Below are 22,142 nucleotides of genomic sequence, written 5' to 3'. Positions count from 1 at the left end.
CGATGGAGACCCGAGCTCACCATGTGTTGATTGGGCTGTTTAGCGTGCTAATTTTCAGCGCCGTGCTGATGTTCAGCCTGTGGTTAACCAACTCTGGCAGTGACCGTGAGTTTAAATTGGTTGATATCGTATTTAATGAACCGGTGAGTGGATTGTCACAGGGCAGCACCGTCAATTACAGCGGTATCCGCATTGGTGAAGTGGTGCAGTTGCGGTTAGATCGTGAAGTACCCAGCCGCGTATGGGCGCGCATTCGAGTCTCTGCTTCGGCACCTATTCGTCAGGATACTCAGGCACGTTTGGCGGTAGCGGGTATTACCGGCACCTCGAATATTCAACTGATCGGTGGTGGTGAGGGCAGCCCGCTGCTGCGCGGCGTGAACAACCAAATCCCGGTGATCATCGCCACGCCTTCACCGTTGAGCCAATTTATTAGTAATGGTGAAGACATTGTGACTAATATTAACGAGGTATTGATCCGGCTCAATCAGGTTTTAACGCCAACCAACCAACAGCGGTTGACCAATACCCTGGAAAATCTGGATAAGATCACCGATACCATTGCCGAACAGCATGAAGACATCCGCACCATTTTGCAGCAACTGGTCGTGGTCACTAAACAGGGCAACGAGACGTTGCTACAGACCAGTCAGTTGATGAGCAATGCCAACAGGTTACTACAAGGGCAGGGCAGACAGTTGGTCGGTTCGGCAACCAACACCATGGCATCGCTGGAAAAAAGCAGTGCCATTCTCAACCGGCTACTACGCGACAACCAGGAATCATTGAACAGTGGCATACAAGGATTTAAAGATTTTGGCCCAGCGGTGGATGAGTTGCGCCGCACACTGGTTGCGCTGCGCGCCGCAGTCAATCGTTTGGAAGAGAATCCCTCAGCACTGTTAAGAGGCCGTGAGCGAACTAAGGAGTTTACCCCATAATGCGTTACTTCAATCTGATGGCGAACAGTTGGCGTCGCTACCTGCCGTTGCTGCTGGTGATGATTCTGGCCGGTTGTACCATCATACCGGAAAGCCCAGTGTCACAAGTTTATCTGTTACCCGCTAAACCGGGCGTGGCAACGGCAACGGCAACGAAACCGCTTAACCGTTCACTCCGTATCGCCCAGCCGAATACCAGCCAGTTCTTGGCTGGAGCCAGAATTGCGGTACAGCCACAAGGCTCAGAGATCACTGTTTACAGTGGTGCTCGCTGGAGTGATCCAACACCAGCGCTACTACGTAACCGTTTGATCCAGGAGTTTCGTGCTCATGGCTATTTCCGCTCGGTAAGCAGTGATGAAGATAATCTTCAGGCTGACTATGAGCTTGGTGGGGATCTGACATCGTTCCAGAGCATCTATCAAGGCAAGCAGGGCGAGGTGGTGATCCGTTTCGATGCGCGCATCCTGCGCGTCTCTGATCGCCGAGTGGTTGCCAGCCGCAGTTTTGTGGTGCGTCAACCGATCGAAGGGCGAAACATGCAACTGGTGGTAAAAGCGTTTGGCAACGCAAGCGATCAGCTAGCAGCAAGCATGGTTAACTGGACAACACAACAGGTGAGGAATTAATCGGTTGTGGTGTAATGTTCACGCGGTTGATCAATTGGCGATTAACGTGGCCCAACTGGATAGGCGGTTAAGATGGCACAGATTGTGCTGACTTGTGCGGATACTGCGCGATGATAAGTCTTGTCAAGCAGCTACTGATTATTTTATGCTACACAAGGCTCTCTCACAGCGGTAAATCGCGCCATTCCCTTGCTTCCCGGAGTTTTTGAGTAATGAAAAAAATAGTAGCGGTAGCCACATTCAGTTGTCTGTTGCTGGCAGGGTGCCAGAGCGCCAATGAGAGCGGCAAAGCGCCAGCAACAACTCAGACATCGGCATCAGCCGCCTCGAAACCTACCGGTGGCATGTTAAGCGCGCCCTCTTCAGAAGCAATGGCATCGATTGGCAGTGATGGTGTGATGCAGAGCTGTGTCAGGGAACTCAATGCGCTACGGCAGATCAATGCCAAACGTTACCAGCAGCGCAGTGAAGAGCTGGAGCAGATTGTCAGCGAAGCCAAGTTATACATCAGTGTGCGCGACAAGGTGAGTGACTCGATCCATCAAATCATGGATCCAGCCTATCAATTCCGCATCTCAAAAGTCTGTAGCCGCATCCGTTCTGATCTCACCACATCACTGGTCGAGCGTGTCTCTGGTGCCTGATGTTAATTGACCTTGTATTCAGGGGAGCCGACTCGCTCCCCATTCCGGTGCAGGGTAACCTAGGTTATCAGTGACGATAAACCTTAACGTTGTGATAGCCCTGTTCCAGCAGATAGAGCGCCTGTAGACGGCTCATCACACCACGATTGCAGTAAAGCAGATAGGTTTTCTGCTGATCCAGTTCACTAAACTGGTTACCCAATTTATAGAACGGCAGTGATTTCACCTCGATTTGCGCCAGTTGCAGTGGCTGCTGCTCCTGCTCATCCAATGTGCGGATATCGAGGATCACCTGATTGTTGCCAACCTCGCTTACCGTCTCAACTTCCTGCACTTGCTCTGCTGCCAGTTCGGCAATGGTGCGAATATCAACATTACAGGCCTCGCGCACCACACGATTTAAAATGGCAACGTCAACAAGTGACTCTTCTGCCTCAATACGCGCTTTTACCGCTTTCACTGTCGGGCTTTTGGAGATCACACCGCAGTACTCAGGCATGGTTTTGGCGAAATCCTCAGTGCCAATTTCACGCGCGATTTTGATGATCTGCTCTTTGTCATGCGAGATTAGCGGTCTTAAGATCAGCGTATCACTGGCGTTATCAATCAGACGCAAGTTGGTTAGCGTCTGGCTGGAGACCTGCCCCAGAGCCTCACCGGTCACTAACGCCTCGATACCATAACGCTCAGCCAGCAGTGATGCGGCACGCACCATCATGCGCTTCAGTACCACCCCCATTTGACCATCATCGACTTTCTCCAAGATCTCGGTGACGACTGGAGCAAAGTCGACCGCGATAAAGCGTACTTTGTGTGAGCTGCCAAAACGGTTCCACAGATAGTGCGCAACCTGTTTAACGCCAATTTCATGCGCAGCACCGCCAAGATTGAAAAAGCAGTAGTGAACACGGCAACCGCGACGCATTAACATAAAGCTCGATACACCGGAATCGAAGCCGCCGGAGATCAGCGACAACACATCTTCCTGAGTACCGATCGGGTAGCCACCAAGTCCAGTAAGGCGGTTTTTAACCAACAACAGACGATCATCCTCAATCTGTAGGTTCACGGTAATATCCGGCTGCTCCAACTTAACGCGCGCACTGGCGATATGTTGATTCAAACCGCCGCCGACATAGCGCTCGACATCCTGTGAATTGAAACTATGCTGGCCGCGCCGTTTGACACGCACACAAAAACTCTTACCAATCAACTGCTGCTGATAGGCGGCCAGTGTTTGCTGAAAAATATCATCCAGATCGACATAGTGGCGATCTTCGACCTCAAGAATGTGGTGAATACCTGGAATACGCGTCAGCGCTTCGGCCAACATCGGACGTAGGCTCTCATTCTTGCTGCGCACTTCGATATAATCCCAATGACGCACGACTGCCAGCGTTTCATCGTGTGGCTTCAAGATATTACGGATATTGGTAGTCAGGATCTTAATGAAGCGCAAACGCACCGATTGGCTCTTAATGGTGATTTCGGGGAATAATTTAACGATAAACTTCATGGTAGTTTTGATTTTTTGGTGTCAATGATAAATAAAAGAAAAAGATCTGTTTGCTTTCCGGCAACTCTGTTTACAGCGTGAGAGGGCTACTGTTTGTTAATAAGCATTCATGCGTTTCCCTTGGCTGAACTTGGCGGCGAGTATATCACCAACTGATGCTACAGAGTGCATAAAAGCGTGCAGATGCACCATGATTTGCGCGGCAAGATCCGTTAGGATAGGCAACCATAAGCCCGTTGATCGGATATGAAAGGGAAAGTATGCCAAAAAAAACTGTGCAATCAGATAATAAACAGCCGGATATCAGCTTTGAGAGTGCATTGCACGAACTTGAGAACATTGTCGCACACCTAGAGTCTGGTGAACTGCCATTGGAGCAAGCGCTGAACGAGTTTGAACGTGGTGTACAACTGGCTCGTCAAGGACAGCAGACACTGCAACAGGCGGAGCAGCGTGTCCAGATCCTGCTGAATGACAACAGTGACAGTGCGACGCTATCGCCTTTTAGCCAACATATTGAGCCATGAAGATGTCTGATCTTGAACAGCAGTTCACCGCCTTTCGTCAACGTAGCGATCAGGTACTGCTTGGTTACATTGCTGAATTGCCACTCAACCAGAGCGAGATGGTGGCCGCGATGCGCCACAGCGTGCTCCAGGGTGGAAAACGGTTGCGGCCATTTTTGGTTTATGCCACCGGACAAATGTTACGGCTGGAACTGAATAGCCTGGATGCCGCAGCGGCGGCGGTGGAGTGCATTCACGCCTATTCATTGATCCATGATGACCTGCCAGCGATGGACGACGATGATCTACGCCGTGGGCAACCGACCTGCCATATCAAGTTTGGTGAAGCAAACGCAATTTTAGCCGGTGATGCGCTGCAAACACTGGCCTTCTCGATCCTGGCTGATGCGCCAATGCCGGATGTCACGATGCGTGACCGGCTGGCAATGTTGTCAGAACTGGCCTCAGCCAGCGGTGCTGCGGGTATGTGTGCTGGCCAGGCACTCGATCTGCAAGCTGAAGGCCAGCAGATTGATCTGACAGCACTGGAACAGATACACCGCTACAAAACGGGAGCGCTGATCCGCACCGCAGTGCGTCTGGCGGTGCTGGCAGCGGGAGAAAGCGGTCGCCATCTGATGCCACAGCTTGATCACTATGCCGATGCAATCGGTTTAGCATTTCAAGTGCAGGATGATATTCTGGATGTCATTGGTGAAACGGAAAAACTGGGCAAACGGCAAGGCGCAGACCAGCAACTTGGCAAAAATACCTATCCGGCACTGCTAGGATTGCAACAAGCGCAGCAAAAAGCACAGGCGCTACAGCAACAGGCGCTGGCGTCGCTACAGCCGTTGACTGCACAAGGTTATGACACCGCAGTGCTGCGCGCGCTGGCCAGTTTTATCGTGGAACGTGATAGATAACGTGATACGCCAGTGAGATCAGCCAATACTGGGCATAGCGCTATTGCAGTTCAGCCTATCCGCACTGGCACTTATATCATGCTCAAATCGTGCCTACTTGCTCTGTAACGGTAACTTGGCGTACTTTGAGCATAAACACCTCGGACATGAATATCGAATGAACTTTGATATAACCAGATACCCTACATTGGCATTGGCTGAAACGCCACAGGAGCTACGCTCCCTGCCAAAAGAGCTGCTGCCAAAGCTGTGTGACGAACTGCGGCAATACCTGCTCGATAGTGTCAGCCGCTCTAGTGGACACTTTGCCTCTGGCTTGGGCTGTGTGGAACTGACAGTGGCGCTGCACTATGTCTACAACACACCGTTTGACCAGCTATTATGGGATGTAGGTCACCAAGCCTATCCACACAAAATCTTGACCGGTCGCCGTGATCGCATTGCTAGCATTCGGCAAAAGGGCGGCCTGCACCCGTTCCCGTGGCGCGAAGAGAGTGAGTACGATGTGTTATCTGTCGGTCACTCCTCGACCTCGATCAGCGCTGGGCTTGGCATTGCAGTTGCCGCAGCGCGTGAAGGTAAAAACCGCCGCACCGTCTGTGTGATCGGTGACGGCGCCATCACTGCGGGGATGGCGTTTGAAGCGATGAATCATGCTGGCGACATCACTCCCGACATTCTGGTGGTGCTCAATGACAATGAGATGTCGATCTCAGAAAATGTTGGAGCATTAAATAATCACCTGGCGCAGCTATTGTCCGGCAAGCTCTACTCGACCTTGCGTGAAGGGGGCAAAAAAGTGCTCTCCGGCCTGCCGCCGATCAAAGAGTTGATGAAACGCACCGAGGAGCATCTGAAAGGCATGGTAGTGCCCGGTACGCTATTTGAGGAGTTGGGTTTTAACTACATCGGCCCAGTTGACGGTCATGATGTGCAGGGCTTGGCAGTGACGCTAAAAAATATGCGCGATCTGAAAGGGCCACAACTGCTGCATGTGATGACCAAAAAGGGGCGTGGCTACGCACCAGCAGAACAGGATCCGATCAGCTTCCATGCGGTACCGAAGTTTGATCCTGCCAGCGGCTGCTTACCGAAAAATAGAAGTGCCTTGCCGACTTACTCAGAGATTTTTGGCCAGTGGCTGTGTGAAACCGCAGCACAAGACCGCCAGTTAATGGCGATCACACCGGCGATGCGTGAAGGCTCCGGCATGGTGCAATTCTCACGCGACTTCCCACAGCAATATTTTGACGTGGCAATTGCCGAACAACATGCGGTCACTTTTGCGGCTGGCTTGGCGATTGCTGGCTATAAACCGGTAGTGGCGATTTATTCCACCTTTTTGCAGCGTGCTTACGATCAGGTGATCCACGATGTCGCGATCCAGAACCTGCCAGTGATGTTTGCTATCGATCGTGGCGGTATCGTCGGCGCTGATGGACAAACCCATCAAGGCGCGTTTGATCTCTCATTCCTGCGCTGTATCCCGAATATGGTGATCATGACCCCGAGCGACGAGAACGAATGTCGGCAAATGCTCTACACCGGTTACCACTATCAAGCAGGCCCGAGTGCAGTACGTTACCCGCGCGGTAATGCGATTGGCGTCACCCTGCAACCACTGGCACCACTCCCCATCGGCAAAGCGCGGCGGCTACGTGAAGGAAACAACATCGCGATCCTTAACTTTGGCACTTTACTGCCGCAAGCGGCAGCAGCGGCAGCAGCACTGGATGCCACCTTGGTAGATATGCGTTTTGTTAAACCGCTGGATCAACAGTTGCTGCTTGAACTGGCTGCCAGCCACACAGCATTAGTGACAGTAGAAGAGAACGCAATCATGGGGGGGGCTGGCAGTGCGGTGAATGAACTGCTGATCAGCAAACGGCAACATATCGCGGTATTGAACCTTGGCCTGCCGGATTATTTCATTCCACAGGGCAGCCAAGAGGAGATCCGTGCCGAACTGGGGTTGGATGCCGCAGGCATCCAACGCCAGATCAGCACCTGGCTGGCAGAGGCGGTGGTTTAACTCGGCAATAAATAACAGGGCGCGCCACTGTGCGCCCATCGGGTTTTAATACACGCTGTTTGTACCATGCTCATTTCAGCCAGGTGCTTTCACTGGTGGAGATCAGCTGTCGCATCAAGCGACTCGCTCCAGCCAGAACGTCAGTTCCCAGTTAGCCACGTTAACCCAATTCACTGCTGCGTAATCGCTTGGCTGCCAGCACCATATTGGCTAATGCAGCACGGGTTTCTGGCCAATCACGCGTTTTTAGTCCGCAATCTGGGTTAACCCATAGTCGCTGTGCTGGGATATGCTGTGCCGCTTTGCGTAGTAGCGCCTCGATCCACTCCACGTCTGGCACATTCGGTGAATGAATATCGTAGACACCGGGGCCGATCTCATTCGGATAATCAAATAATTGAAAGGCTTCCAACAACTCCATATCTGAGCGTGATGTCTCGATAGTGATCACATCAGCATCCAGTGCCGCAATGGCTGGCATAATGTCGTTAAATTCACAGTAACACATATGGGTATGGATCTGAGTCTGATCCTGCGCAACCGCAGCATTGAGGCGGAATGCGTCGACCGCCCAATTTAAATAAGCTTGCCACTGCGATTGACGCAACGGCAACCCCTCACGTAGAGCAGGCTCATCAATCTGAATAATGGCAATCCCAGCCTGTTGTAAATCTGCTACTTCATCACGCAGTGCTAGGGCGATCTGCTTCGCGATCAGCTCGCGGTCAATATCTTCACGCGGGAAAGACCAGCAGAGAATGGTCACCGGCCCAGTCAACATCCCCTTTAGCGGTTTTTGACTCAGTGACTGGGCAAACCGCGCCCAGTCAACGGTAATGGGTTGTGGACGACTAATATCACCGACAATGATTGGCGGTTTGACACAACGAGAACCGTAACTCTGTACCCAGCCATGTTGCGTAAAGACAAAACCCTCCAGATGCTCGGCAAAATACTCCACCATATCATTACGCTCAGCCTCACCATGCACCAGCACATCCAGCCCCAGTTGCTCCTGCTCGTTAATCACTCGCCGGATCTGCTCAGCAATTTGTGCTTGATAATCAGCCGCGCTGAGGCGTTGCTGCCTGAATTCGCGGCGCAAACGTCGGATCTCGGCGGTTTGCGGGAAAGAGCCAATAGTGGTGGTTGGCCAAGCGGGAAGCTGCAAGCGTTGGCGCTGTAACTCTGCACGTTGTGGGTAGTCGTGCTGACGTTGTAACGCCTGCGGTGTGAGCGCAGCCAGCCGGTGAGCAACCTGCGGGTTATGCACCGACGGTGAACATTGCCGCGCATTCAGTGGCGCACTATGGTCGATTAACAACTGCCGATGGTGATCACTCGGCTGACTTAATGCCTTGCTCAGCAGCGCCAACTCGGCACACTTTTGCAGAGAAAATGCCAACCAGCTTTTTACTTCTGCGTTTAGACGACGTTCAATGCTTAAATCGATCGGGCAGTGCAGTAGAGAACAAGAGGTTGCCAGCCACAGCGAACGTTGATCTAACAACGGTTGCAACTTGTTAAACCACCTATTGAGATCTGCCCGCCAAACGTTGCGACCATTAATCACCCCAAGAGAAAACAGCCAATGTATCGGCAGTGTGTGGTGCAGGGTGACAATATCATCGTTACCAGCCACCAAATCGACATGTAGCCCTTGCACGGGTAGCGTGCGCAGTGTAGCCAGATTATGGCTAATGCCATCGAAGTAGGTGGTCAGCAGCAGCTTCACCTGCCCCTGCAATGAGGCATAAGCGGTTTGATAAGCCAGCAACCACTCCGGTGGCAGTTCTAACACCAGTGCTGGCTCATCGATCTGCACCCATTCAATATTGCGTTTTGCTAGTTCAGCCAGCAACTGCTGGTAAACCGGTAGGATCTGCGGCAACAGCGTCAGCCGATCAAACGCTTCTCCCTTCACCTTACCGAGCCAAAGATAGGTCACCGGCCCGAGCAGGACGGGCTTAATCCGATAGCCCAATGCCAGTGCTTCATCCACCTCTTCCAGCAGTTGCCGCCAACTCAGGCTGAACTGTTGGCCTAAACTAAATTCCGGCACGATGTAGTGATAGTTGGTATTAAACCACTTGGTCATCTCAGCGGCTGCAGCCGGTTTACCGCTTGGCGCACGGCCCCGGGCGATGCGGAACAGCGTATCAAGATCGATAGAGCCATCTTGGCTGCGGTGACGCTCAGGCACATTGCCTAGCATCAGGCTGGTGGTCAACACCTGATCGTACCAGGCAAAGTCCCCGACCGGCAGCAGATCGATGCCGGCTTGCTGCTGCTGTTGCCAATGGCGCACACGTAACTGGCGACCCACCGCCAACAACTCAGTGGCACTGCTACGGCCTGCCCAGTAATCTTCCTGCGCTCTCTTTAACTCCCGCTGTAGGCCGATACGTGGAAAACCGAGTGTGTGAGTCACTATCTTCATGTTAATTTCTCCCAATTAGCCATCTAGATGTTTACACATCCATCATTGACGGTTAGGGTAGTGATCTCAAGCGCAATTTGTTCACTGTCATTGTGAAGGTTTCTCATGATCGAACTAAAACATCTACGCACACTACGAACACTGCGCAGCAGTGGTTCACTCTCTGCGGCGGCATTACAACTACACCAAACTCAATCGGCATTGTCACATCAACTGAATGAACTGGAACAGCGTCTTGGTTTTAGGCTCTTTATGCGCAAAAGCCAGCCGCTCAGCTTCACCGCACAAGGGGAGATCTTGCTACAACTGGCTGATCAGGTGTTACCTCAGGTTCAGCAGGCGTTACAGCAGTGCCAACAACCGGTACAGGATCGGCTACGGATCGCCATTGAGTGTCACAGCTGCATCCAGTGGTTAACACCGGCACTGGATAACTTTCGTGCCGCCTTCCCACAAGTGGTGATCGATTTTAAATCGGGGGTTATTTTTGATCCGCAACCGGCGTTACAGCAGGGCAACCTCGATCTGGTACTCACCTCAGACATTCTGCCGCGCAGCGGCTTACACTATTCGCCACTGTTTGATTTTGAAGTGCGTCTGATCGTGGCACCAAACCACCATTTAGCGCTGAAAAGTGAGATTGTGCCTGAAGATCTGACACAGGAAACCTTGCTGATCTACCCGGTACAGCGCCAGCGCTTGGACATCTGGCGACGCTTTCTACAACCTGCCACTGTGGCCCCACAGTTAAAAAGCGTGGATAACACACTGCTGTTACTACAAATGGTAGCGGCAAAACTCGGTGTTGCAGCACTACCGCACTGGGTAGTGGAGAGCGTCGAACGTCAAGGCCTGGTGGTCAGCAAACCTCTAGGCAGTGGTTTATGGAGCCGGTTATATGCGGCCACCCGTGAAGGAGAACAGCGGCAACCAATCACTCATGCCTTTATCTGCTCAGCCCGGCAAAACGCTTGCAACCACTTACCGTTTGTGCGTGATGCCCAAGTGCCTGGTGATCACCGGACAGGGCATTAACATCAGGTTCTAGCTCGCTGGAACGGCGGTGTCAGGAACTGTTCTCCCATAGGTGCGGTGACATAAATCCGGATGGGAAAACAGTAGACAAAACGCAGCATAAAAAACAGGCAAACAGTGACAACTATCTTGAAAAACACCGCTAAACGCTCATCCTCAATTGATAGCGAATTAAAAAGAGCTATGGCTGCTCTGGATTAGCTACTTTAAGGTCTTTAAGTAACGCTTGACAGAGTTCAAGGCTTCTTATTCTTTTCCTTGTTTCTCTAGGCTGGAATGGCTCTAAGGGTCTAGTCGCAGGGATCGGTGTTCCACCGTAGATTTTAAGGTCTTCTATTCTTTCGAGTGTTTTTTCAATAAGGCACTGGGTATAGATGGTATCAAAAGTTGGTGCTATTCGAGATGCATATGTCTCATAATCGCAACTGGTCGCTCTCATTTTCACCCATGCTAGCTGGGCTTTTTCTAGTACTAGGTGCTCTGGATCCCTTTCTCTTATCCTCTGAAATAAATCTCCTTCCACAACAGTATCATCATTATATCGGGCCACTCGCCTTGCAATAGTATATATCATATCCAACTCTTCCTCGATATATCTATATTCTTGTTTTATCAAAGAACTGAGACAGGTGTCGCTTGGATTGGAGGCATAGCCCGCAGAGGAAACAAAAAAGCATATAGCGATTGCAGGTTTACTTAACTTAATCATAAAAATTCCTTGTTTTATTAAAATATTATGCAAGCTTCTGCACTGGTCTGGTAGCAGGAGCATCCCCAGAAAAAATAGACAGGCATAAGGTACCGTGATCTAATGAACTCAGCACAAAATCAGCGATTGAACTTATACTGATTCGGTAGTTATACCAAAAAAATTGTCGTGAAGCTTTATTTTCTGTGCGCCAATTATAGAAAACATACTTTATTGGCTGCCCTGTTACTTGAAAAACAGGGCAGCGAGTCAGGGCAAGATCACGAATATTTTTTGAACAAACAGGAACGATTTGACGAGCTGTTTTCGTTGTGATCTTATACTCTCTTTCAGGGGAGTTCATCATGCCATTCAGATTATTTCACTTCATGACAAAAATCCTCAATTGATGGCGAATTAAAAAGAGCTATGGTTGTTCTGAAGTATATAGTCCAAGGTATTTGGATAAGTATTCACAGTGTCCATAGGCTGTTATTTTTTTCCTTGTTTCTCTAGGTAGGAATGGATGTAAGGGTTTAGTAGCAGAGATCGGTGTTCCACCGTGGATTTTAAGGTATTCTATTCTTTCCTGTGTTTTTGCAATAAGACATCCCATATGGATGGAACCAAAAGCTGATCCGATTCGAGATTCATATGTCTCATGATCACAACTGGCCGCTCTCATTTTCACCCATGCTAGCTGGGCTTTTTCTAGCACTAGGTGCTCTGGATCCTTTTTTCTTATTCTCTGAAATAGACTCTCTTCCACACTAACATCATCATTATATTGGGCCGTTAGCTTTGCAATAGTATATACCATATCCAATTCTTCCTCGAGATGTCTATAGTCTTGTTCTAAAAAGTAATCTAAACATGCATCTTCTGCATTGTAGGCATAACCCGAAGAGGAAATAAAAAAGCATATAGCGATTGCAGATTTACTTAACTTAATCATAAAAACTCCTTGTTTTATTAAAATACTATGCAAGCTTTTGCTCTGCTCCGGTAAGCAGGAGCATTCCCAGAAAAAATAGACAGGATAAGGAACCGTGATCTGCTGAACTCAGCACAAAATCAGCGATTGAACTTATACTGGTTCAGTAGTTATACCAAAAATTTTGTCGTGAAGCTTTATTTTCTGTGCGCCAATTATAGAAAACATAGTTTATTGGTTGCCCTGTTACCTGAAAAACAGGGCAGCGAGTAGACAAAATCGGGCAGGATAGAATGGCTGCTTCAGAACGGAACTGTTTTTTGGTTGAATATCAATCAAAGTGGAGTCCCGCTCTGCTTCACAGTGTGGTTAAACAATAGAATGCCAATCGGTGCCATCAAATAGAACTGCCGAATTTGTATCGACAACCAACAACACACCATCTCTGGCATCCATATGTCCGCGAAGCTCTATTTCTTCACCGTTATGCACCGGATTGACCATTTGCTTACCATCCCAGATTTTTAACTCATAGTCTGAACAGAGCCATAATTGCTCCTGAAACCAGCGCATTTCATTCCATTCTACAGAGGAAGTTCCTTGATAAATGCAACGCCAACTATGCTCTCTTCCTGCCCATAAATTACCTCCTTCACCACCAATATAAACCTGTCCATCTGGCGCACAAACCACGGTAGTCAACTCTTCATTAGAGGGAAAGCCACATTGATTCCAAATTGTACCATCGTAGTACCAGAGATCCCCTTCACTGCCAACTACATAAATATCTTTCTCATTAAAGCCATCAATATCGTTGAAGTTTTTTTCTTCAATGTCTAAGCTGTCAAAATAATCATCAAAGTTATCAAACTTATCAGCTTCACTTTTATCTATCGATATTTCTGGTAATCCATTTTCAAGCTTAATCCATTTATTTAAATCTTCTCTTTTATAAACGGAGCGGTCACTACCTACTGCATAAGCGTAGCCATTGACACACTTTATATTTATTACTCCTGGCAAATGTCCTTCATCGATGGCTTCCACCAGCCAATCATTATCTCCTTTAAGTAATACGGTACCATTAAGATCAAAAAAGGTAGACACCATTAACAGATGCTCTTGAGGGAAAATAGAAATGGCTATTTTCGGTTTGTAAAGACTATCAACTTCAATTTGTTCAATATGTTCTGAGTTTTCTTCTTGATTAGAAAGCAACACCGTTTTATCTATTTGTATGGTTAGTAATCTGGTAGGTATTTCATCATCAGAAAGTGAGCTTGCCTTTTTAGATGATATCTCTTTTCGTAAGCAAAGAGATATCAATTGATTGCTTTTTACCACGCAAGATGTCACTACCCAACCAGAAAAATATTTTTTATAACTACTCTTTGATATATATGTCATTAGAATAACCTTTGTTGTTGAATTTTATCTGTAAAATGCAATGTATTCACTTGGTCACATGATTGGTTTATGTGGCTTTATAAGCACTTTTGATTGAAGCAAGAAAATTATTCTTGACGTCATTGAGGCTTTTGTTAACTAATTTTATCTTTGGTTTACAGATGGGTTTATCTTTATCCTGCTTTTCTGAATAAAATTTTTCTAATTGTGAACGCACACACTCATCGGTACATCCTGAGTTTTTAAAGGTTTTTAAATGAGAGTTCACTGCAGACTCAATCGTTTCATTCATAGTTAGTTCTATTCCATTCTTAGCATCTGGTAATTTTGCACTAAGCTTAAGTAACACCTTAAGTTTCTGCTTTAATTTTACAATCATCTCTTTGTCCATCATGTCATGTATCTTTTTATGTGAACCAAAGTGCTGATTTGTCGATTCAACACATACGGTGGGAGCTTTATTATGACTATACTTACAGTGCTCTACCATTGTTCTAGGTATTAAATGATGCCCTGTTTGTCCGGGACAGCATCCGCCATTTCTTGATGAATTATCCCCACTGTTATAATTTACTAGCTGGCATCTTCTTGCAGTGAGGCATTTATTTTTATCGACAAGCTTGGTTTGTTCATCTGAGAGTAATGGCAATGATTCTTCTTTTTTTGATCCTGTGGGTAAATTAAGTGCTTTTAGAATAGATTTTGCTCGGGCATGTGCTGACGTTTTTTTCTGTAATGCCCCGGTACAATGCTTCTCAACCCAATTGTTTCCACATGCGTCTTCCATCTCCTTTTTTCTCTCTTCGCAACTTTTTGGTGAGGTCATGTCTGCTTGGTTAACTGTAGTTGCGGTATTAGCTGGTTGTGCACCATGATTATGCGTGGTTAAATCCATATTGCGCGGTATGCAGCAGCCTTCAAATTTGACATTTTGTGACCAATTGACGAAATAGGTTTTACCGGTGATTTTTCCGGTCGCCACGCCCTTGTTAAAGGCTTGTGTCGCGCCTTCATTACCCGTACTGGTGGAAAAATAGGAGCGATCCTCTTTCGCTACCATGCCGCGTTTAATAAATACCGTGGTGGTGCCCTTGGCCATATCAGCGGCTTTGCTGGAGTTAGGATAGGGGATCACCACTGGCCCGGCCGGTGGGCTAGGTGGGCTCCAGCAGGGATCCGGAAAGGCTGCCTTGGAAGCGCTATTAGAGGATTTGCTACAGGCTTCATGATTATTGATATAAACATGGGTGCTCATTATTAATCACTCCGTTGTGAGAACTTAGTAATAATGACTGCCGCCGATTGACAGGTATTACAGTAGAAGCGGGAGCAGCAGCCATCTATTGGCTCTGTTTTAGCATCTTACTTACACTATCCCTTTATATGACGGCACGTTACGATTTGCTTCACTCCAATAAAAACTCTCGAATACCCAGATCGTGGCTGTGCATTATGGCCACCTGGTCAACGGCTGGATAATTAAGCATAAAACCTCCTTTGCGACTTGCCAATAAAATGCCGCATCCGCCACATGTTGGTGCACCAGTGGTGTGGTCATTGATGGGTAATCTGTAGTTACCATGCTTCCCTCTCAGTGTGGTTAAACAATAGAATGCCATGTTTTACCATCAAACAGATCAACGGAATTCAGATCAGCCACCAGCAAAATGCCATCACGAGCATCCATATGGCCACAAGGACCGCTTTTGATGCCTAATTCTATTAGGACAGCATCTTCATCACTATATTCTGGATCCACAAGCTCTTTTCCATTCCATTTTTTAAGTGCATAGTCTGAACAAAGCCATAACTGATCTTGAAACCAACGCATTTCATTCCATAATTTTTCTTTACCTTGATAAATACACTGCCAGCTGTGTTGCCTGCCAGCCCATATATTTCCACCATGGCCGCCAATATAAACCTGACCATCAGGGGCACAGATTACAGTACTGAGTTTTTCATTCGAAGGGAAACCACATTGGCTCCAAATGTTTCCATCATAGTGCCAAATATCACCTTTACCTCCAACTGCATACATGTCTTTTTCATGAAAACCATCAAGATCATAGAATCCTATATCGGAATTATTATCACTTTTTGCAACTTCACGGGTTAGTTTAATCCAATGATCAATATTGGTTCTTTTGTAGACACTACGATGCAACCCAACAGCATAAGCGAATTCATTGATACATTTTATTTTTTTTACACCAGGATAGTTTTCTTTATCAATATACTCGATAGAGAAATCTTCATCAGCCCCTTGAACTAAAACGGAGCCATCTTCGTCAAGATTGGATGATGCCAGTAACGTTTGTGTCATAGGGGAAAATGTAACACCTAATTTTGGTTTATACATGCCTTCAAATTCTAATACGTCATAGACATCCTTTGATAAGTCACCTGAAAATAGGTTGTCAAGATGAATGGCCACAAGTCTGCTAGGGATTTCACTGTCCCACAACATACTGGCTTTTTTTGCTGACACTTCTTTTCTTAAGCAAAGATAGGCGAGGTTTTTATTTATTACGATACAATCAGTAATAAGCCACCCTTTAAATATTTTTTTATAAGACTTATCAGATATATGTGGCATTTTAGGCTCCATTTTAAGTGGTTAGATAAAAATTATCGCTTGCTATTTAATCTGTTTTTTATTAATAGCTTTCCTCCTATTACTTTCCTATCAAACCTATCTTTTTTTGATATAAGCTCTATTGCTTCTTCTTTATTTTTTGTGATGGCAGGGGCAGCACGGGCTATGCAGCTTTTAAGCTGATTATAGTATCCATTTAGTTGGGCTTTAATACATTCTTTTGAGCAATTTGGGAAAACTTCTTCGTGAGCCTCTGCGGCAAGTTCTACGGCTTCATCCATTTTCATAAGTGGGCCATTCTGTTTTATATGGTTCAGTAGTTTTTCATCCATTATCTCATGGATTGTTTTATGACTTCCTTTATGCCATGAGTTTCCTTCTACACAGACAGTTGGTGCGAGGTTATGCTTATAATCAGGACAATCTTTAACCATTGATCCATAGACCAAATGATGGCCCGTTTGAGCTGTACAGCATCCTTTTTGAGTGGATGATTCAAGTTTGTCTTTTTCAGCAGCTTGTTTGCCATTAAGCGAATAAGGAACAAGTTGGCATTTTCTTGCTTTTAAGCAGGGGTTTTTCTCTGCAGCTTTTTCTTGCTCTTTGATTAGATTATTGAGTAAATCTTTACGCTGTTTTCTTATCTGTTCGTGAGTGTATGATATTCCATCAATTACTATGGGGGAAGGGGTTATATCAAGGGCTTTCTTCAGAATCCTAGGATCTGATAAGAACCTTTGTATTTGTATTGCTGAGTTATTATTTTGCAACTTGGCTGCTGATTCGATGACCGCTTGATCTTGTGAAATGAACTTTTTATTCAATCCCTCACAATGATCCTGTGTCCAATGCCAACCTTCTTTTGCAGGTTTGTCATTAGGTTTGCATTTGCTCAGAATTTCATGCTGCTCCTTTTTACAATGTTTTTTTATTTCCCGTTTAGAAAGATAAGGAAACGTCGCCGAATTACCCGGTTTTGAGCCATGATTATGTGTGGTTAAATCGATATCACGCGGTACGCAACACCCTTCAAATTTGACATTTTGCGACCATTTGACGAAGTAGGTTTTACCGGTGATTTTGCTGGTCGCCACGCCCTTGTTAAAGGCTTGTGTCGCGCCTTCATTACCCGTACTGGTGGCAAAATAGGAGCGATCCTCTTTCGCTACCATACTACGTTTAATAAATACCGTGCTGGTGCCTTTGGTTAGATCGCTAGCCTTGCTGGAGTTAGGATAGGGGATCACCACTGGTCCGGCAGGTGGGCTGGGTGGGCTCCAGCAGGGGTCAGGAAAAGCGCCGTTAGACGCGCCACGGGAGGATTTGCTACAGGCTTCATGATTATTGATATAAACATGGGTGCTCATTATTAATCACTCCGTTGTGAGAACTTAGTAATAATGACTGCCGCCGATTGATAGGTATTACAGTAGAAGCGGGAGCAGCAGCCATCTATTGGCTCTGTTTTAGCATCTTACTTACACTATCCCTTTATATGACGGCACGTTACGATTTGCTTCACTCCAATAAAAACTCTCGAATACCCGGATCGTGGCTGTGCATTAGCGCGTTACTCGATTGCAGCAAACGCTCGGTCACGCCAGGTTCGGGTGTCACCGGACCGAGATAGCACACTTGTTCAGGCTGCTGGATTAATAAAACCGGTAAAACATCCAGATCAACTTCAGCCACCATATCAGGGTGTTCATCGATATCTAGCCAAACAAAACAATCAGTTGGGTGGTTGGCTGCCAGTGTGTTGAGTGTTTTTTTCCACCCCTCACAGTTATTACACCAAGCGGCACATAATCCGACCACCAGTCTTTTCCCTCGTTCCAGTTGCTGTTTAATGGCCACCTGGTCAACGGCTGGATAATTAAGCATAAAACCTCCTTTGCGACTAAAAAATGTCCTTGCTAAGATCAATGTGTTGTTCTGCGGTGCGCTGGCGAAACAGATGCCAATTGGCGATATAACGCTCCACCTGACGCCCTGTTGCTAATACTGCCTGACAATGGGCTACCGTGATCGGTTGGCCCAACAGCAGTGGGGCACTGGTACTTATTTTTTCCTGGCAGAGTGGTGTTATCACCGGTAGGTTCGGCCAATATAACCCAGTGCTCAGTTGTGACACGCGATCGGTAACGGCATTTTCATCATCAATATGATTCATCGCTAGTAGAATGTAACGGCTGTCTTCCATATTGAGCCCCGTCAACACATGGATAGCCCAAAAGGCGAGTGGTGCAACTGCATTATTACTGATTTTTACAGTGTCATCACTGCTTTCGGCCTGTGCATTTTCACCACAAAGCGCTAGCAAGTGTGGTAACTGTCGAGCATCACCCGCGTGCGCCAGAAACAGCACTGTCAGGTAGGGGGGCAATGCGGCGAACACACGGTTAATATCGTCACCACTGGCGGCAAAGTTTTGTCCGGCCAGCCGTACTAGGGTTTCTAACCGTTGCGTGTGCTGTAATCCGGCCAATCCTTTGCGTGAGGGCGCTTGTTGATAGGCTTCGATCACTGTCCAGAGTTGCGCAAAAGTGGTTGATTGCCCGGCCGCCAACCAACCGATAGCTACAGCGGCGCTATAGCGCACCATGAGCGATTGATCGTTTAGCCGTGCCTGTAAATGGGGTAGCCAGGTCAACTGCTGCTGTTGCACGACATAATGGCATACCGCAGCCCTGACATTTTCATCGTCATGGTCAAACGCCTGCTGCAAAATATCTGGCGCTAATAATTGCGTTAACTGGCTACTCGCGAGCAGAAACACGTGCAAACTCAAACTATCTCCGGCGGTATACAGTGTACGCAGGCGGGCGAGCAGGATGTCAGTGGGTTGTGTTATCAGCGCTGCAATATGACCCTCCAAACTGGTTTCTGGCATCGATGTGACTAACTGCCAGCAGGTGTCCAGCTTTTCCTGGTCACCAAATTGGTAGGCCAACCGGGTGCAGACATAGGCTTCGCCTTGTGTTTTCCAGCGCTTAAATGCTTGCAGTGCCTGCCGCCACCCCTCATCCCCGGCAATACGCAGACCATCCAGATTGGCTTGCAGGTAGTGCTGAAACACGGTGATATCTTCTGCCGACTGCAGCGCAGACAAACGACTACTATTGAGTTGCTGCCAATAAAATGCCGCATCCGCCGCATGTTGGCGCACCAGTGGTGTGATCACTGCTGGGTAATCCGTAGTTACCATAGTTCCCTCTCTGTGTGGTTAAACAATAACATGCCACTCAGTGCCATCAAATAAATCAACAGAGTACGCACTAGCTACCAACAAAACGCCATCGCGAGCATCTATATGGCCAAAAAGATCCAGTTCTTCGCCGTTATGAACTGGAATAGTCATTTGCTTACCGTTCCAAACCTTAAGTTCATAATCTGAACAAAGCCATAATTGATCCTGAAACCAGCGCATCTCATTCCATTCCAAAGCAGAATCACCTTGGTAGACGCAACGCCAACTGTGTTGTCGCCCAACCCACAAATTGCCACCCATTCCACCAACATAAACTTGACCATCGGGAGCACAAACTACTGAACTTAGCGTTTCATTTGAGGGGAAACCACACTGTGTCCAAATACTGCCGTTGTAGTGCCAAATATCTCCACTGTTTCCTACTGCATATATATCTTGTTCGTTAAATGCATCCAGATCTACAAATCCTTGATCTGACTCCATGTCATCTTCTGGAAACCCAGCGTCTAGTTTTACCCAATAACCAATCTCTGGTCGTTTATAAATAGCACGTCTTAACCCTACGGCATAAGCATAACCATTAATGCATTTTATATTTTGAATTCCTGGAGCATTCCCCTTGTCAATACATTCAACTGAACCGCCATCACTTCCTCTGACTAAGACACTGCCATCTTGGTCAAGAGTAGATGATGCCAGTAGTACCTGCTCTCTAGGAAAAAATGTGATTCCAACTTTAGGCTTATAAAGCCCATCAACTTCAACTGAGCTAAAAATATTATCTGTTTTTTTTGTCTGAAAATTATTTTTTACATAAATGGCCAATAACTTACTAGGGATTTCATGATCCCATAGCAAGCCAATCTTTTCTTCAGGTAATTCTTTTCGTAAGCAAAAATATAACACGCTTTTGTTTTTTACTGAGCATCCAGAAATAAACCATTCATGAAAAATTTCAGCTTGCAGTTCGTCTGATATGTATGACATAGTTTCCTCTTTTATTGAAGTTATTTCCAGCCAGAGTCATGATTCTGATTGTTTTTCGTTATTGCAATAGCTATTCCTTCTAAGGAAATAGGCATTGCAGCTAATCCTGCGTTAAACATTTCATTACCTGGTTTTGTAATGGGGTTTATTTCTAGATTACTTTCCTTACAATTAAGGATGTAATAGTTCTCGAGCTGTTTCTGTATGCATTTCATATTGCAATTTGAGTATGGAAGAGCTTCTTGAAAAGATCTTACTGCTGCACCAATCGTTTCCCCCATACTGATCATGCGATTTCCACCTTTTTTAACGAACAATTTAAAAAGTTGTTGATCAAATGCTCTATGTAATTTCCCGTGAGTTCCCGAATCCTGTGTGGTTCCCTCTGCACATACTGTAGGAGCCCTGCCATGATGATAATTTTTACAGGCTGGCCTCATCATTGCCCCAGGGATTAGATGATGTCCTGTTTGTCCAGGGCAACAACCTTTATTGGTGGACGGTTCTGCCTTTGATTCTTGTTTGGGGGTGATTTTTGTTTTTGTCGAATAAGGAACTAATAAGCACTTTCTAGACTTTATGCATTTATTGCTAGCAGCTCTTTTAACTTGTTTGGCTAGTACTCTATTACGTACCTTTTTATTAATGATGTCCTCTTGATTTTTATTTTTCGGAGTTGATTTTATGAGTTTGTCAAATTTTCTCTCAAATTTACTTAAGCTATTTTTCATGAAGTCTTTAGCTTTATCAAAACTATTAAATGTTATACTCAACTCATCTGTGCAGTGGGTTTTTGTCCAGTGCTCATCTTCAGTTTTACAATTTTGCTCAATTGCCTTTTTCTCTTCCTTACAATATTTATTTACTGCTCTTTTAGAAAGATAAGGAAACGTCGCCGAATTACCCGGTTTTGAGCCATGATTATGTGTGGTTAAATCGATATCACGCGGTACACAACGCCCTTCAAATTTGACATTTTGCGACCATTTGACGAAGTAGGTTTTACCGGTGATTTTGCCGGTCGCCACGCCCTTATTAAAGGCTTGTGTTGCGCCTTCATTACCCGTACTGGTGGCAAAATAGGAGCGATCCTCTTTCGCTACCATACCGCGTTTAATAAATACCGTGCTGGTGCCTTTGGCCATATCAGCGGCTTTGCTGGAGTTAGGATAGGGGATCACCACTGGCCCAGCAGGTGGGCTGGGTGGGCTCCAGCAGGGGTCAGGAAAAGCGCCGTTAGACGCGCCACGGGAGGATTTGCTACAGGCTTCATGATCATTGATATAAACTTGGGTGCTCATTATTAATGACTCCTTTCCGAGAAATTAGTGAGAATGACGGCTGCCCGTTGTCCGCTATCAGCACTGAAGTGCAGTAGTCCGCTCTGCCCGGGGCTATCGGGTAACGGCCTTAGTGATCCCCTCATTTCTATAAACTCAAATAATGCCAAGTGTGCGGGTATATAATCGATGCTGCCTCAGGTAATAAGTAAATTTCTCCATCAACAATATCGCATAGGCTTCTTTCATTTTGGGCAGCAACTGATAGTAGATGACACCTTGACGGAAAAATGAATACGTTCTGCTTTTGCTGGTATTGACCTTGATCGTTCGCTCCAGACCCGCGCTGTCCCCCGCCTTGCCCAGC

At 46.8% G+C, this 22,142-nt stretch carries 20 protein-coding genes and 1 pseudogene; 7 read left to right on the top strand and 14 right to left on the bottom strand.

Features of this window, described 5'->3' with window-relative positions; translation table 11 throughout:
* The first annotated feature begins 2 nt into the window (after positions 1–2).
* The 3 genes from EOJ37_RS05045 (at position 3) to EOJ37_RS05035 (ending at position 2,214) form a co-directional block, all read left to right on the top strand.
* On the top strand, positions 3–941 hold the full coding sequence (locus EOJ37_RS05045) for an MlaD family protein (RefSeq protein ID WP_127958487.1): 939 nt from the start codon (positions 3–5) through the stop codon (positions 939–941).
* Positions 941–1,570, top strand: a complete 630-nt coding sequence (locus tag EOJ37_RS05040; RefSeq protein WP_127958485.1) for an ABC-type transport auxiliary lipoprotein family protein — start codon at positions 941–943, stop codon at positions 1,568–1,570. The genes EOJ37_RS05045 and EOJ37_RS05040 overlap by 1 nt, the downstream gene beginning before the upstream one ends.
* Positions 1,571–1,782: 212 nt before the next feature.
* Positions 1,783–2,214 (top strand): META domain-containing protein, encoded by a 432-nt coding sequence (locus tag EOJ37_RS05035; protein ID WP_127958483.1) that lies wholly within the window; start codon positions 1,783–1,785, stop codon positions 2,212–2,214.
* Between the two features lie 67 nt (positions 2,215–2,281).
* On the opposite strand, the gene thiI is transcribed toward EOJ37_RS05035, so the two are convergent.
* Positions 2,282–3,730 carry a tRNA uracil 4-sulfurtransferase ThiI gene (gene thiI / locus EOJ37_RS05030; RefSeq protein WP_127958481.1) on the bottom strand — a complete coding sequence of 483 codons (1,449 nt, stop codon included), beginning with the start codon at positions 3,728–3,730 and terminating at the stop codon, positions 2,282–2,284.
* Positions 3,731–3,990: 260 nt separating this feature from the next.
* Here thiI and xseB point away from each other — a divergent pair, with 260 nt between their 5' ends.
* The 3 genes from xseB to dxs all read left to right on the top strand — a co-directional run bounded on the left by xseB (position 3,991) and on the right by dxs (position 7,194).
* On the top strand, positions 3,991–4,257 hold the full coding sequence (xseB, locus tag EOJ37_RS05025; RefSeq protein WP_127958479.1) for an exodeoxyribonuclease VII small subunit: 267 nt from the start codon (positions 3,991–3,993) through the stop codon (positions 4,255–4,257).
* Between the two features lie 2 nt (positions 4,258–4,259).
* Positions 4,260–5,162, top strand: a complete 903-nt coding sequence (gene ispA / locus EOJ37_RS05020; protein ID WP_127958477.1) for a (2E,6E)-farnesyl diphosphate synthase — start codon at positions 4,260–4,262, stop codon at positions 5,160–5,162.
* Between the two features lie 157 nt (positions 5,163–5,319).
* A complete protein-coding gene (dxs, locus tag EOJ37_RS05015) occupies positions 5,320–7,194 on the top strand; it encodes a 1-deoxy-D-xylulose-5-phosphate synthase (RefSeq protein ID WP_127958475.1) in 1,875 nt (624 codons plus the stop codon).
* Positions 7,195–7,354: 160 nt separating this feature from the next.
* On the opposite strand, the gene metE is transcribed toward dxs, so the two are convergent.
* Complete coding sequence (gene metE / locus EOJ37_RS05010) at positions 7,355–9,634, bottom strand: 5-methyltetrahydropteroyltriglutamate--homocysteine S-methyltransferase (protein ID WP_127958472.1); 2,280 nt, start codon at positions 9,632–9,634, stop codon at positions 7,355–7,357.
* A gap of 105 nt (positions 9,635–9,739) precedes the next feature.
* Here metE and metR point away from each other — a divergent pair, with 105 nt between their 5' ends.
* A complete protein-coding gene (gene metR / locus EOJ37_RS05005) occupies positions 9,740–10,669 on the top strand; it encodes an HTH-type transcriptional regulator MetR (protein WP_127958470.1) in 930 nt (309 codons plus the stop codon).
* A gap of 181 nt (positions 10,670–10,850) precedes the next feature.
* Here the strand turns inward: metR and EOJ37_RS05000 are convergent, their stop codons facing one another.
* The 12 genes and pseudogenes from EOJ37_RS05000 to EOJ37_RS04950 all read right to left on the bottom strand — a co-directional run.
* Complete coding sequence (locus EOJ37_RS05000) at positions 10,851–11,378, bottom strand: lysozyme inhibitor LprI family protein (protein WP_162473658.1); 528 nt, start codon at positions 11,376–11,378, stop codon at positions 10,851–10,853.
* A gap of 25 nt (positions 11,379–11,403) precedes the next feature.
* Positions 11,404–11,721, bottom strand: coding sequence for a hypothetical protein (locus EOJ37_RS14495; protein WP_206194023.1), 318 nt, complete (start codon positions 11,719–11,721; stop codon positions 11,404–11,406).
* Between the two features lie 63 nt (positions 11,722–11,784).
* Positions 11,785–12,312: a lysozyme inhibitor LprI family protein gene (locus tag EOJ37_RS04995; protein ID WP_127958466.1), complete on the bottom strand. Its 528-nt coding sequence runs from the start codon at positions 12,310–12,312 to the stop codon at positions 11,785–11,787.
* Between the two features lie 348 nt (positions 12,313–12,660).
* Positions 12,661–13,698 carry a beta propeller repeat protein gene (locus tag EOJ37_RS04990; RefSeq protein WP_127958464.1) on the bottom strand — a complete coding sequence of 346 codons (1,038 nt, stop codon included), beginning with the start codon at positions 13,696–13,698 and terminating at the stop codon, positions 12,661–12,663.
* Between the two features lie 67 nt (positions 13,699–13,765).
* A complete protein-coding gene (locus tag EOJ37_RS14490; protein WP_162473656.1) occupies positions 13,766–14,953 on the bottom strand; it encodes a PAAR-like domain-containing protein in 1,188 nt (395 codons plus the stop codon).
* A 345-nt stretch (positions 14,954–15,298) separates the two neighbouring features.
* Positions 15,299–16,297, bottom strand: a complete 999-nt coding sequence (locus EOJ37_RS04980) for a hypothetical protein (protein ID WP_127958462.1) — start codon at positions 16,295–16,297, stop codon at positions 15,299–15,301.
* Between the two features lie 32 nt (positions 16,298–16,329).
* Positions 16,330–17,664 (bottom strand): PAAR-like domain-containing protein, encoded by a 1,335-nt coding sequence (locus tag EOJ37_RS04975; protein WP_127958460.1) that lies wholly within the window; start codon positions 17,662–17,664, stop codon positions 16,330–16,332.
* Between the two features lie 151 nt (positions 17,665–17,815).
* Positions 17,816–18,181 (bottom strand): thioredoxin family protein, encoded by a 366-nt coding sequence (locus EOJ37_RS04970; RefSeq protein ID WP_127958458.1) that lies wholly within the window; start codon positions 18,179–18,181, stop codon positions 17,816–17,818.
* A gap of 16 nt (positions 18,182–18,197) precedes the next feature.
* Positions 18,198–19,505, bottom strand: coding sequence for a hypothetical protein (locus tag EOJ37_RS04965; protein WP_127958456.1), 1,308 nt, complete (start codon positions 19,503–19,505; stop codon positions 18,198–18,200).
* An 18-nt stretch (positions 19,506–19,523) separates the two neighbouring features.
* Positions 19,524–20,495: a hypothetical protein gene (locus EOJ37_RS04960; protein WP_127958454.1), complete on the bottom strand. Its 972-nt coding sequence runs from the start codon at positions 20,493–20,495 to the stop codon at positions 19,524–19,526.
* 20 nt (positions 20,496–20,515) lie between these two features.
* Entirely contained in the window at positions 20,516–21,796 is a 1,281-nt protein-coding gene (locus tag EOJ37_RS04955; protein WP_127958452.1) for a PAAR-like domain-containing protein, read from the bottom strand.
* A gap of 135 nt (positions 21,797–21,931) precedes the next feature.
* Positions 21,932–22,142 (bottom strand): annotated as a pseudogene (locus EOJ37_RS04950) (IS4-like element ISAs18 family transposase); the annotation flags it as partial.

The sequence above is a fragment of the Serratia microhaemolytica genome (genome assembly GCF_004011885.1).
GTDB classification, from domain to species: domain Bacteria; phylum Pseudomonadota; class Gammaproteobacteria; order Enterobacterales; family Enterobacteriaceae; genus Serratia_G; species Serratia_G microhaemolytica.
This window is presented reverse-complemented; position numbering and strand designations above follow the sequence as displayed.